Here is an 11,531-nt window from a genome sequence, read left to right as displayed (position 1 = left end):
GAAGGGTCAGGGCGAGGCTGCCGCGCGTTGCGGCACCTTTCCTTCAGCCGCTTTATGCCGTTGGAAGCGATTCTCGATGTGCTTGTAGGACAGGCTGGACAAGAAGCCAATCAGCATGACGGCCGCGATCATGGCCAACGCCACATTTGCGGGAGTCGCTTCCGTCATCCCTGCCCGTGTCAGGACTTCACGCACAATCAGGATTGAAGGCAAATGGCAGAGGTAGATGGAGTATGAGCGTTCTCCGATCCACCTTACGGGTGCACTCATCTTGCCTGAGTAGAGGTTCCCCCCCAAGGAGGATAGAAGGCACAGCGCACCGCCGATGGAGATAGCAGGGATGACGAAAGGTTGTGGAAGATTCGCTGGTGCTGCAAGCGCTAGGGTCAAGCCAGCACCGAGCATGCCCCTTCCCAGCACCTTGGATGGCGCCCAGGTTGATGTTTCGGTGAGCATGGCAATCAGCGCCCCGAGCATGAAGCCCATCGGACGGAATGCCCATGGAATCGACCATGACGGTGCGGGGAAACTGGCCATGACAAGCGCAATGGCCAGGAGTAGAAGGACTGCCCTGCGCTTACCGATGGCAAGCATTGCGAGAGACAGGGCCGCATAGAACTGCCATTCCGCCGACAGAGACCATGTGACGCCATTGAAATCTGCGTTGCCACAGGCGACATAGTCGGGAACGCAGAGGACGTAGTAGAGGTTCGACCAGCCGGTCAGGCCCGCAAAGCCGCTTTTGATAATGGGCCAGGGATCGGGATTTGGTGCCGTGGTGAGCACGAACGCTAGGCCGATGGAGATTAGAACCCATGCCGCACAGGCTGGATACAACCTGCGGAATCGTCTGATCGCAAATCCTTGCAGGGCCGATCCCTTAGTCGGTTCGACGCGCAGGTCCCTGGAGAAGGCGCGATAGATCAGGTAGCCCGAGATGGCGAAGAAGATGTCCACACCACCCCAAAACGCGACATGCGTGAACATCGCCTTGTACCAATCGGGCGTCGGCAGCCGGCTGTTGTAGTGCTGCAGCACTACAAAAATGATGGCAAGCCCCCGTAGGACCTGAATGTCTTCGTTCTTTTTCACAGGCACCGCCTCCATGCTCGGAATTCTCCCATGGATCAGCCTGGTGTGTAGGGTGGCGCGCCTCACGCTACCTGCAGCAGCAGGTCCTCGCGGTTGTTCCGTGGCGTGTTCACTGCGCGGCTGACGCGGTAGGCCTCCATCGCCGGCGGCTCACTTGCCAGCAGCATCGCCATGGCATCGTCCGGGCCAGCTGCCATCCACCCATCGATCTGGCCAGCCTGCAGCCACACCGGCATGCGGTCGTGGATGTCGGCCGAGACGCCACTGCTGTCGCCTGTGATGATGGTGAAGGTGCCCAGATTGCCGTCTGGCAGCAGGGGACTGGTGTCCTCCCACAGGCCGGCGGCCAGCAGCGGCCCGGTGGCGTGAATGAACCACGGGTCTTTCTTCTCGTCGATCGGGCTCACCGACCATTCGAAGTAGCCGGCCATGGGGATCACACAGCGGCGCTTCTTGAACGCCGCCCGGAAGGCGGGCTTGGTGGCCACTGTCTCGATGCGCGCATTGATGGTCGAGCCCTGCAGGCCCTTGGCCTTCGCCCAGAACGGCAGCAGGCCCCACGCCAGCCGGGTAACCTGCCGTCCTTCGCCGCGGTCCAGAATCACCGACGCCCGCTGCGTCGGCGCCAAGTTGTAGCTGGGCTGGATCTCGGCCAGGCCGGGGGCAAGGTCAGCCAGCCCCGGCTGGCCGAAGTTGATCACGGGGAGCTGGACGAATCGGCCGCACATGGCAGGAGGGTAGCCCTGCTACCCGTGCCCGGGGTGTGTAGGGACAGCCCGACCCGACAGTGCGAGGTTGCCCGATGGTGCCGGGCGCGCGGTGAAGGCATTCTGGACTTGCCGGATCCGGGGCCGCAGGCAGCTCAACCCGGGGGCGCTTGAGCAGCGCCGCGCCGGCACCCATCCCGAACGATTCAGGCAGGTCGCTGCTGCGTTCGCAGGATCTGCGACGGCTGGTCGTATCCTCCCGGCCATGCATTCCTCCCACGGCTTCCGCACCGCCCCGATCCCCTCTGGCTGGGTCCAGACGGGTGAGCGCTGGGCGCTCTGGTACAACGGCCGCGAGACGGCCAGCGTTACGCCCGATGGCGGTCCTGGGGTCCGGCTATGGATGGAAGGCCAGAAGATGTGGGACGTGAAGGAAGTCCGCGCCGCCAACGTCCGGCAGGCGAAGCGCTACGCCGAGCGCTGGTGCGCGGCCAGGCTGTATCCCGATCTGCCCCTTCGTGAAGCCGTCGCCCGGTTGACAGACAGCACCCCGATCCAGCCGCCGCCGCCACTGCCCGGCCTGCCGCCAACCCGCGAGCAGCAGCAACAGGCCCGGCGCTTGGCCGAGGCTGGAGCGAAGGAGATCGAGCGAATCAAGGAAGCGCTGGAGCCGCGCCGACCGCCGAAGGAGACCAAACCTCGCCCGAAGGACGCCCGCAAGGCGTGGATGAGGGCAGGGCTGCAGCAGATGCGCCGCGGTGTGTAGCGAGAGAGGATGAAGAAAAAAGGCGGAGCCGGAAGATTCACGACTCCATTACGCCATTTTCTTGGAAACCCTTATGCCGCAAGGGTCTTTGGTGCCGGTGAAAGGACTCGAACCTTCATGGGGTCACCCCCGGCTGATTTTGAGTCAGCTGCGTATACCATTCCGCCACACCGGCAGGCAGCGTGTGAGTGTAACCGAGGTCGGCACGGCTTTCATAGTGGGGAGGCCGATCGGGGCGCGTCCTGTCGGCTTCGGCCCTGTCATGGCTATACTGCGGCGGCTTGAATGCCTCCAGGAGCGGTAGCCGATGACAGTGTTGCAGGACCTGAGGGTGCTGGTGGTCGAGAACGACGAGATGAGTGCCGCACTGCTGCAGATGCAGCTGGTGCATGCCGGTGCGACGGTGGTGGGGCTGGCCGCGAGCGTGGCTGAAGCGCTGCGCCTGCTGCAGGCGTCGACCCCGGACGTGGCCCTGCTCGATTACCGCCTGGCCCGCAATGAGACCAGCGAGCCGGTGGCTGCGGCACTGTCGGCGCGCGGAGTGCCGTTCGTGCTGGCCACCGGGATGCAGGCCGAGCAGCTGCCCGAGCCGATGCTGGCCGGCGTGCTGCTGGTCAAGCCCTATCTCTCGGCAGATCTGAGCCAGGCGCTGGTACGCGCAGTGGGCCGCGCCAGCGCCAGCGCCTGATTGGCGCGTGCTGAAGCGGTGGGCGTATCCTGCCCGGGCCTGAATGCTCAGGCCTACAAGGAGAGTGGCATGAAGAAGTGGATCAAGCGCATGGTTGCTGCGGGTGTCCTTTCGATGGCGGTCTTCGGTGGTACGGCCTCTGCCGCGTGGTGTGGCCAGCCCTGTTTCCAGCTCTACAAGAGCTGCATCGCGCGGGGTGGAGAGGTTGAACAGTGCCTGCAGGAACAGGCCTTCTGCGAAGAGGCGATGTGCGGCGGCAATCCCTGATCCATGAACCCCGCCCAGGCGGGGTTTTTCATCTGTGCGCGGTGTTCAGCCCGCTTCTTCGTATACGTAGCGGATCTCCTCGCGGTCGTCGAGGATGCGGTACTGCCGCGCCAGGTCATCCGGATCGGGATTGAGCCAGGCATCGAGGTGTTCCTTGCGGATGGGAACGACGCCGCGGTCATGGCCCGCAGCGGCGACGTCGTGCGGAGGCGTGTCGGTGATCGTGGCAAATGACAGGAGGCGACCTTCCGGTCCTTCCCATTCCGCCCACAGGCAGGCCAGCAGCAGGTCGCGCGGGGGATCGGGCCGGAACTCCAGCACCACGTCCTGATCCTTCTCATCGGCACCCAGCGTACGGCAGGCGATGGCATGGCGTGGCACGTGCTCATAGAACGCCTGCACCACCACCACGCCGTGGCGCAGCCCGAACGCACCGCGCCAATAGCCTTCCAGGCTGTCGCGCCGCGCGTTGTAGGTGCCCGGATATAGCACGTCGTTGCGCGCAGGCTTGTCCGGCAGCCGGCACTGGTAGCGCATCGGCTTGATCACGCGTTTGCCGCCCTCGCTGACCATCACCGGTGCGTAGGTACCGGGGAAAATACGGTTGTCGCGCGGCAGCAACTGCACCCGGTGCAGATCTTCCAGCCGAGCCTGCGCACGATCGATGCGGTTGCCGGCCACGCGCAGGTCGTTGCGTGCCTTCTGGGTGGGGCGGGTCGCCAGCGTGGCATTGGCAATATCGCGTCGCTCGCGCTGGCGGGCCAGCTCCGCTTCCAGATCCTGGCGTTCCTGCGCATGCCACTGCTGGATTTTCGCGACGATGTCGCGGCCCTGCTCGGTGCGCGCGCCGGCGAAGCCGTCATCCATCGCCTTGGGAGTTCTGGGGCGCTTCTTGCCAGGATCGTGCGCGTACAGCTCCGCGAATTCTTCCAACGACAGGATGGCGCCGAACTCGCGCACCAGCTTGGCGTAGTCGGCGCGGATGAGGGCGGAATAGCACATGGGAACTCTGCGGGCGTGGGTCGCAGCAGCTGCGACATGGATGAGGCAGGATAGCCCGACCTACAGGGAGATAGCGCATGAATGATTCCGTCGCCTGCCAGTTCCGCGACGCCGTGCCCACGGTCGAAGACTATTGCCAGCTGCGTGTGCTGGCGGGCCTCAGTGCCAAGAGCCAGGAGGCGGCGGCACGCGCGCTGCCCAATACCCTGTATGGCGTGTGTGCCTACCAGGGTAACGAGCTGGTGGCGATGGGGCGCATCGTCGGCGATGGGGGCTGCCACCTGCAGGTCTGCGATATCGCTGTGTTGCCGCGCCTGCAGGGGCAGGGCCTGGGCAAGGAAGTGATGCGTCGCCTGGAGGGCTGGATGCAGGCGAACCTGCCGCCGTCGGCATACGTCAGCCTTCTGGCGGATGGTGAAGCGCACCGGTTGTACGCGCAGTTTGGTTTCGCACCCACCGCACCTGCATCGATCGGGATGTATCGCCGGTTCTGAGGTGTGGCCGAGTTGAAGCCATCCACGCATGGCGTGGATCTACTGGGCCAACCGGCCGCCGGATCCATCCCGGCCCTGCAGTAGATCCGCGCCATGCGTGGATAGGGCCTTCCCAGGAATCACAGGCAAAGAAAAACCCCGGCCGAAGCCGGGGTTTTAAAGAATTGGCGTCCCCACGGGGATTCGAACCCCGGTCGCCACCGTGAAAGGGTGATGTCCTAGGCCTCTAGACGATGGGGACGCACGAAAACTTCAAGTTGTAGATCCTTCGACGGCCTAATGTCGAAGTGGTGGAGCCAAGCGGGATCGAACCGCTGACCTCCTGCATGCCATGCAGGCGCTCTCCCAGCTGAGCTATGGCCCCAATGAAACTCCGGATGATCTGCCGGGAGCAGAGTCCGTTTTGAAACTGGCGTCCCCACGGGGATTCGAACCCCGGTCGCCACCGTGAAAGGGTGATGTCCTAGGCCTCTAGACGATGGGGACGCACGAAAAACTTCAAGTTGTAGAACTTTCGACGGCCTAATGTCGAAAGTGGTGGAGCCAAGCGGGATCGAACCGCTGACCTCCTGCATGCCATGCAGGCGCTCTCCCAGCTGAGCTATGGCCCCGTGTTACCGAGCCGCCTATCATACCTGCGTGTTCACGTTTGTGGAAGCTTTTTTTGAGCTTTTTTCGTTCCGGTTCAACCGCGACCACGAGGGCAGGGGAATCGCAACGCCACAACCTGAATGCCGGTAGGCGGTGAACAAAAAAGACCCGGTTATCGGCCGGGTCCTCATTGTTCGTGATGAGTGGCGTCCCCACGGGGATTCGAACCCCGGTCGCCACCGTGAAAGGGTGATGTCCTAGGCCTCTAGACGATGGGGACGCAATTCTCATCAATGTTCTTTAGCGACCTTTCGACGGCCTAATGCCGAAAGATTGGTGGAGCCAAGCGGGATCGAACCGCTGACCTCCTGCATGCCATGCAGGCGCTCTCCCAGCTGAGCTATGGCCCCACGTCGCTGAGGAGCGAAATAATAGCCTTGCCCCAGGGGGTTGGCAAGCATTTGTTGCACTTTTCTTCACGTGCGTTGCGAAGCCGATGTCAGTCGCCTTTCGCCTGTGCAGCGTCGTCGGTCAGTGCCGCCAGGATCGGGCACTGGTCCAGCGCGCCGTGACCTGGGCAGGCGTCGACCAGCAGCGAAAGTGCAGTGTGCATGCGTTGCAGCTCCGCCATCCGCTGTGCGATGTCCTGCAGGCGCGCCTGCGCGGTGTCGCGCACGCTGCCCATGTCCTGCGAATGGCGATCGCTCAATGCGAGCAGCTCGCCGATCTCTTCAAGGCTGAAGCCCAGCGCCTTGGCGCGGCGGATGAATCGCAGCCGGCGCAGGTCCTGCTCGCCGAAGATGCGGTAGCCACCCGCCGAGCGGGCCGCGGTCGGCAGCAGCTGCTGTCGTTCGTAGTAGCGCACCGTATCGATCGGTACGCCCGCCTGGCGGGCCAGTTGTCCAATGTTCATGGCGGATTCCTGCAGGGGCTGCCGACCATTGTGAAGCCTGGAGTCTGGTCGAGAGTCAAGGCTTGGCCCGGGTGCGCGCATTCAGCGCACTTTGCAACTTTCTTCATAGCCCCGCCGATGGACCAGTTCCTACCCTTCGCCTGAACCGGCCGTTCGATGGCCTGCAACGAACCGAGGAGGTGGTCTGTGGAAGGATTCAGGAACGAAGGATTCGTCGAGATCGCGGTGGTTGAATACCCGGGAGGTGATCCGTCTGCCGCCTCCGTACTGGCCGAAATGGCGCACGTTGCCAATCGCCTTGCCCAGCAGCAGCGTCGGCCGTTCAAGCGGGTGCTGGTCACCCGCTGGATCGTGCCGGCCAGCCAGACCGGGGTGCATCGTATTGCGGGTGCGGAAATGCTCGATGCGGCCATCCCGGCTGTGATCGCGGTTCCCGGCCAGATCAGTGCCGGCGCGTGCCTGCGCGCGGACGAGGTCCTGCTGGACTGGCTGCGCGCGCACTATGACGGCGGCAGTCTGCTGGCCGCCGCCAGTGATGGCGTCAGCGTGCTGGCACGTGCCGGGTTGCTGGCCGGGCGTACGGTCAGTGGCCCCGATCTCGGGCGCCATCCAGGCCTGCAGGCGCAGGCCGCGAGCTGGGTGCCGAGCGAGCGGGCGCTGGTGGATGACGGTGACCTGCTGACGGTCGGCGGGGCCCAGGCCTGGCGCTTCCTTGGCCTGCGATTGTTGTACCGGCTGCACGGGCAGGGCGTGGCCAGTGCGGTCGCACAGCAACTGGGCATCACCGTGCCCGCCACGATCCAGCAGGACCTGGAGCGCTTCAGCGCCAACTTCGCACATGGCGATCGTGATGTGCTGAAGGCACAGCGCTGGCTGCACACCACGGCGGCACGCGGCGCCACCCTTGCCGCGATCTGCGAGGTCTCCGGGCTGGAGCCGCGCACACTGCAGCGGCGGTTCCTCAAGGCCACCGGCCTGCGGCCGATCGAATACTGCCAACGGCTGCGCATCGCCAAGGCGCAGACCCTGCTGCAGCAGGGGGCGGGTATCGATGAGGTGGCGTGGGGTGTCGGCTACGCTGATCAGAGTGCTTTCCGCCGGTTGTTCCTGCGCATCGTTGGCATGACGCCGGCCAACTATCGGCGTCACGTCAGCAGCAAGCGTCGCGAGCGGCCCTTGATGCCGTCGGTGGCAGGCAGCCTGCGCGGGCTGCAATCGCCGTCGGTGATGCAACTGGGGCGCAGCGCGGCCTGATGTCGGCGGCATCGTCGCGCTTGCAACCGGAGCGCGACACTTCGACCATGCAGTCAGTGGACGATTGAACAGGTGGTCTGATGTCGAGCGTTGGGCCGGTGCCGATGCCGGTGGTGTTGATTCTCGTGTGCGTAGTGATTGCCATGGCCGTGGCACGTCTATGGCCACGCAGGAAGGACGGCGTGCCGCTGCCTTCTGCACCCAGCATGGTTCTGGACATGCTGCTGGTGGGCCTGCTGTGTGGTCGCATCAGCTTCGTGGCCTTGAACTTCGCGCTGTATCGCGAGGCGCCGTGGAGCATTCTGCAGATTGCCGATGGTGGCTACCACCTGGTGGTTGTCCTGGTTGCGGGATCGGCATGGGGGCTGTGGCGGGTGCGCCCATGGCGGGCGTTGCGCGCCCCGGTGCTGGGCGCAGCGTTGGCGGGTGTGCTGCTATGGGCGGGCGGCAGTCAGCTGCTGTCCGCATGGCAGGAGCGGCAGATGCCCTTGCCGGTACTGCAGGTTGCTGATCTGCAGGGGGGCAGGGTTGATCTGCAGCAGTTCCGGGGAAAACCGCTGGTGCTGAATCTCTGGGCGACCTGGTGCGGGCCCTGCCGGCGCGAGATGCCGGTCCTGGCTGCGGCGCAGCAGGCGCATGCGGACGTGCAGTTCGTGTTCCTCAACCAGGGTGAAGCCCTTGAGGAGGTCCAGGGTTTCGTTGCGCGCGAACGGCTCCTGCTGCACAACGTATTGCTCGATGATGACGCTGCGGCATCCACGGTGCTGGGCGTGCAGGCCTATCCCTCGACCCTGTTCTTCGACGCCGAAGGGCGCCTGCGTGAACTGCACCTGGGCGAACTGACGGCAGCCGGTCTTGAACACAAACTGCGCCGGCTGCGGTAGCCTGCGCGGGCATCTCACTACGGAGTTCCCATGTTGTCGACTTCCCTGCGCACCGCCCCTGCGGTGCTGTTGCTGCCGGTCCTGCTGGCATTGGCCGCCTGCAGCCAGGCACAGACGCCACCGGGCAAGACAGCCGCGGCACCGGCAGCGAGCGCCACAGCCACGGCCAACAAGGGCGATCGTCCTGCGGTGCTGAAGGGCATCGAGAAGCATGGTTTCGAGGTCGTCGCAGAATTCGATGCCCCCGGTGGCCTGCGGGGCTTCGCCGGCGTGGTCGGCGGCCAGCAGCCGGCAGCGGCCTATGTCACTGCTGACGGCAAGAACGTACTGGTCGGCAGCCTGTTCGATGCGGAGGGCAACGATGTAGCCGCTGAGGCCGTTGAGAAGCTGGTGGCTTCGCCGATGTCGGCCAAGATGTGGACCAAGCTGGAAGCCAGCGCCTGGGTGCGTGATGGCAAGGCCGATGCGCCGCGCGTGGTCTACACCTTCAGCGATGCCAACTGCCCGTACTGCCACAAGTTCTGGGAAGCGGCACGGCCGTGGGTCGATGCCGGCAAGGTGCAGCTGCGTCACATCATGGTCGGCGTGATCCGCGAGGACAGCCCGGCCAAGGCCGCGGCGATCCTTGCCGCGCGTGACCCGAGCGCAGCGCTGCTGCAGAACGAGCACGATTTTGATCGCGGTGGCATCAAGGCGCTGCCGAACATCAGCCGCGAGATCGCTGGCAAGCTCGACGCCAATCAGGTGCTGATGATCGAGATGGGCTTCCAGGGCACACCGGGCATCCTGTTCCAGGACGCACAGGGCCAGGTGCAGCGTCGTGCGGGTCTGCCGCAGGGTGCCGATCTGCAGACGGTGCTTGGCCCGCGCTGAGTGGCGCCAGCCCCATGAAACATTGCGCAGGCCCGCATGGCAGCATGCGGGCCTGTCGCATTCCATGGCGGGCATTGCGGTTGCGGGCCCGCGCAACAGTGGTTCATCGTCACGTCTGAATCGTGACTGACATCAAGCATCCCGCCTTGATTCCAATCAAGGCCAAAAACGACAGGCGGATTAGCCTGTGACGCATGGAATACAGCGTCAATGCGCGATGGATGCCGCGCTCGCCACGCCCTGATCAGGGTCGGCTGGCACAGCCATTCACGACACTCTCACTCCGTGCTTGTTACCCAGACCGCTGCGGTCGCCACCTCTCTGGCAGCGCGGCCTTGATGGCGTCGACATCGGTGCGGGCAGGGCAGTGTCATCGTCCTGTTGCCTGCCATGCGCAGGCTGGCCGGTGTCGTCGACGCAGTATCCGCATTTCCAGCAACGGCAGCACGAGGCCGGAGTGGCGCATGCGTGCGTCCCGTCTGCGTGCTGCGAACAGGGGTCGTCCAGGGAGGATGCAATGCGCGTGGCGGTACTGAGCCTGGCCTGTGTGACAGCACTGGCGATCACGCCGGCGTATGCACAGGTGGATGACAAGGAGGACGCGCAGGCGCTGCGTCGTGAGATTGCGGCCATGCGGCAGGCGCTGGAGGGCATGCAGCAGCGTTTGGACCGCCTTGAGCAGCGCGACGCAACCGTTGCGCCTGCTACTGCACAGGCACCCGCCGCCGTGATCGCGCCTGCCAGCACTGCCAACCTGCTGCACCCCACCCAGGTGCCGGGCGTGGCACAGCCGGTGCTGCCGCAGCGCGAATCGGTGGCCGATCCGTCCACCGCCGCGTCGCGACCGGGCAGTGCGGCCGGCCCGACCGACCCGGATCTGAAAGGCTTCTTCGCCATTCCCGGCACCGATACGGTGATCCGTATCGGCGGCTACGCCAAGCTCGATGCCATCGCCGATTCGCGTGCAGCGGGGGATGAGGATCAGTTCATTCCTTCGTCGATGCCGGTCGGCGGCAGTCATCGTGATGTCTCGAACTTCAACATCCATGCCAAGCAGACCCGCTTCAGTTTCGAGGCGCGACGTCCGACCACGCACGGCAACCTGCGCTTCTATCTGGAGAACGACTTCTTCGGCAGTAGTGACGGCTACGAATTCCGGCTGCGCCATGCCTATGGCCAGCTCGGCAATACCTATGCCGGTTACGGCTACTCCAGCTTCATGGATCCGGACAGCCTGCCCGACACATTGGATTTCGAAGGTCCCGGCGGTGCCGGCTACCTGCTGGTGGCAGGCATCCACCACAGTTTCGCGATGGGCAAGGGCAACACCCTGACCGTCGCCGCCGAAGATCCGAAGACCGAACTGGCCGGCGCCAGCGATGAGCGAGCGGCAGTGAACCGCCTGCCCGACGTGACGGTGACCGCGCGCATGGAGCGCGACTGGGGCCACCTGCAGCTGGGCGCGGTGGCACGCAGCCTGGCCTATGACGGCGATGGCGAGCGCGACCGGCGTATGGCCGGTGGCCTGCAACTCAGCGGTTCGGCCTCGGTGGGCGAGCGCGACCTGCTGCTGTTCGGTGCCCTCGGCGGGCGCGGCCTCAGCCGTTACACCGCCGACCTGACCGGCTCCGGACTGGACGCGGTGGTCAGTGCCGATGGCCGTCTAGACGCGCTGGACCTGCACGGCGGTTTCGTCGGCTACACCCATTACTGGTCCGAGCTGTGGCGTTCGAACCTGATCTTCGGCCAGCTGACCTTGGAGCGGAATGCTGCATTGGCGGCCGACGCATTCCGGCAGAGCCGCTACGGCGTGTTCAACCTGATCTGGAGCCCGGCGCCTTCGTGGACGATGGGCATGGAGCTGCTGTACGGCCGCCTGGAACAGCAGGGCGGCGCGCGCGGCGACACGGTCCGGGTGCAGGGCAGCCTGCAATACAACTTCATCAAATAGGCGCCAGCGGTCGTACGCCAGCGTAACCGTCCCCACGCCCGGTTGTACC

At 64.9% G+C, this 11,531-nt stretch carries 12 protein-coding genes and 7 tRNA genes; 8 read left to right on the top strand and 11 right to left on the bottom strand.

Translation table 11 applies throughout. From position 1 onward, the window contains the following. Positions 1-6 precede the first annotated feature (6 nt). Both N7573_RS09820 and N7573_RS09815 read right to left on the bottom strand, forming a co-directional pair. Positions 7-1,092: an acyltransferase gene (locus N7573_RS09820; RefSeq protein ID WP_279912198.1), complete on the bottom strand. Its 1,086-nt coding sequence runs from the start codon at positions 1,090-1,092 to the stop codon at positions 7-9. Between the two features lie 62 nt (positions 1,093-1,154). Then, complete coding sequence (locus tag N7573_RS09815; protein WP_279912199.1) at positions 1,155-1,820, bottom strand: SOS response-associated peptidase; 666 nt, start codon at positions 1,818-1,820, stop codon at positions 1,155-1,157. 244 nt (positions 1,821-2,064) lie between these two features. Here N7573_RS09815 and N7573_RS09810 point away from each other — a divergent pair, with 244 nt between their 5' ends. Then, positions 2,065-2,565, top strand: coding sequence for a hypothetical protein (locus N7573_RS09810; protein WP_279912200.1), 501 nt, complete (start codon positions 2,065-2,067; stop codon positions 2,563-2,565). An 89-nt stretch (positions 2,566-2,654) separates the two neighbouring features. Here the strand turns inward: N7573_RS09810 and N7573_RS09805 are convergent. Then, a tRNA-Leu gene (locus N7573_RS09805) sits at positions 2,655-2,740 on the bottom strand. 132 nt (positions 2,741-2,872) lie between these two features. Between N7573_RS09805 and N7573_RS09800 the strand changes: the two genes are divergently transcribed. Beyond that, entirely contained in the window at positions 2,873-3,253 is a 381-nt protein-coding gene (locus N7573_RS09800) for a response regulator (RefSeq protein WP_032129385.1), read from the top strand. A 69-nt stretch (positions 3,254-3,322) separates the two neighbouring features. Continuing rightward, positions 3,323-3,520 (top strand): hypothetical protein, encoded by a 198-nt coding sequence (locus N7573_RS09795; protein ID WP_010484956.1) that lies wholly within the window; start codon positions 3,323-3,325, stop codon positions 3,518-3,520. Positions 3,521-3,565: 45 nt separating this feature from the next. On the opposite strand, the gene N7573_RS09790 is transcribed toward N7573_RS09795, so the two are convergent. Next, a complete protein-coding gene (locus N7573_RS09790; RefSeq protein WP_279912201.1) occupies positions 3,566-4,522 on the bottom strand; it encodes an SOS response-associated peptidase family protein in 957 nt (318 codons plus the stop codon). Positions 4,523-4,599: 77 nt separating this feature from the next. Here N7573_RS09790 and N7573_RS09785 point away from each other — a divergent pair, with 77 nt between their 5' ends. Then, positions 4,600-5,016: a GNAT family N-acetyltransferase gene (locus tag N7573_RS09785; RefSeq protein WP_010484960.1), complete on the top strand. Its 417-nt coding sequence runs from the start codon at positions 4,600-4,602 to the stop codon at positions 5,014-5,016. A 165-nt stretch (positions 5,017-5,181) separates the two neighbouring features. Here N7573_RS09785 and N7573_RS09780 read toward each other — a convergent pair. From N7573_RS09780 to N7573_RS09750, 7 genes are all read right to left on the bottom strand, one after another. Continuing rightward, a tRNA-Glu gene (locus N7573_RS09780) sits at positions 5,182-5,257 on the bottom strand. Between the two features lie 47 nt (positions 5,258-5,304). Continuing rightward, positions 5,305-5,380 (bottom strand) — tRNA-Ala (locus N7573_RS09775). Between the two features lie 46 nt (positions 5,381-5,426). Beyond that, positions 5,427-5,502, bottom strand: a tRNA-Glu gene (locus tag N7573_RS09770). 49 nt (positions 5,503-5,551) lie between these two features. Further along, a tRNA-Ala gene (locus tag N7573_RS09765) sits at positions 5,552-5,627 on the bottom strand. 184 nt (positions 5,628-5,811) lie between these two features. After that, positions 5,812-5,887 (bottom strand) — tRNA-Glu (locus tag N7573_RS09760). Between the two features lie 54 nt (positions 5,888-5,941). Next, positions 5,942-6,017, bottom strand: a tRNA-Ala gene (locus tag N7573_RS09755). Between the two features lie 89 nt (positions 6,018-6,106). After that, entirely contained in the window at positions 6,107-6,520 is a 414-nt protein-coding gene (locus N7573_RS09750; RefSeq protein WP_032129382.1) for a heavy metal-responsive transcriptional regulator, read from the bottom strand. 186 nt (positions 6,521-6,706) lie between these two features. Here N7573_RS09750 and N7573_RS09745 point away from each other — a divergent pair, with 186 nt between their 5' ends. From N7573_RS09745 to N7573_RS09730, 4 genes are all read left to right on the top strand, one after another. Then, positions 6,707-7,774: a helix-turn-helix domain-containing protein gene (locus tag N7573_RS09745; protein WP_032129381.1), complete on the top strand. Its 1,068-nt coding sequence runs from the start codon at positions 6,707-6,709 to the stop codon at positions 7,772-7,774. Between the two features lie 80 nt (positions 7,775-7,854). Next, a complete protein-coding gene (locus N7573_RS09740; RefSeq protein WP_279912202.1) occupies positions 7,855-8,658 on the top strand; it encodes a TlpA disulfide reductase family protein in 804 nt (267 codons plus the stop codon). A 30-nt stretch (positions 8,659-8,688) separates the two neighbouring features. After that, positions 8,689-9,531, top strand: coding sequence for a thiol:disulfide interchange protein DsbG (dsbG, locus tag N7573_RS09735; protein WP_032129379.1), 843 nt, complete (start codon positions 8,689-8,691; stop codon positions 9,529-9,531). Between the two features lie 517 nt (positions 9,532-10,048). Further along, positions 10,049-11,482: a DcaP family trimeric outer membrane transporter gene (locus N7573_RS09730; RefSeq protein WP_279912203.1), complete on the top strand. Its 1,434-nt coding sequence runs from the start codon at positions 10,049-10,051 to the stop codon at positions 11,480-11,482. The last annotated feature ends 49 nt before the right edge of the window (positions 11,483-11,531 follow it).

This window comes from Stenotrophomonas sp. GD04054 (genome assembly GCF_029836955.1).
GTDB lineage: Bacteria > Pseudomonadota > Gammaproteobacteria > Xanthomonadales > Xanthomonadaceae > Stenotrophomonas > Stenotrophomonas maltophilia_A.
Note: the sequence above shows the minus strand (reverse complement) of the source record. Positions and strands in the feature narration are given on the sequence as shown.

Coding starts and splice junctions, on each gene's coding strand:
- N7573_RS09815 (WP_279912199.1), bottom strand. CDS start 1,820: ATGTGCGGCCGATTCGTCCAGCTCCCCGTGATCAACTTCGGCCAGCCG.
- N7573_RS09810 (WP_279912200.1), top strand. CDS start 2,065: ATGCATTCCTCCCACGGCTTCCGCACCGCCCCGATCCCCTCTGGCTGG.
- N7573_RS09800 (WP_032129385.1), top strand. CDS start 2,873: ATGACAGTGTTGCAGGACCTGAGGGTGCTGGTGGTCGAGAACGACGAG.
- N7573_RS09795 (WP_010484956.1), top strand. CDS start 3,323: ATGAAGAAGTGGATCAAGCGCATGGTTGCTGCGGGTGTCCTTTCGATG.
- N7573_RS09790 (WP_279912201.1), bottom strand. CDS start 4,522: ATGTGCTATTCCGCCCTCATCCGCGCCGACTACGCCAAGCTGGTGCGC.
- N7573_RS09785 (WP_010484960.1), top strand. CDS start 4,600: ATGAATGATTCCGTCGCCTGCCAGTTCCGCGACGCCGTGCCCACGGTC.
- N7573_RS09750 (WP_032129382.1), bottom strand. CDS start 6,520: ATGAACATTGGACAACTGGCCCGCCAGGCGGGCGTACCGATCGATACG.
- N7573_RS09740 (WP_279912202.1), top strand. CDS start 7,855: ATGTCGAGCGTTGGGCCGGTGCCGATGCCGGTGGTGTTGATTCTCGTG.
- dsbG (WP_032129379.1), top strand. CDS start 8,689: ATGTTGTCGACTTCCCTGCGCACCGCCCCTGCGGTGCTGTTGCTGCCG.
- N7573_RS09730 (WP_279912203.1), top strand. CDS start 10,049: ATGCGCGTGGCGGTACTGAGCCTGGCCTGTGTGACAGCACTGGCGATC.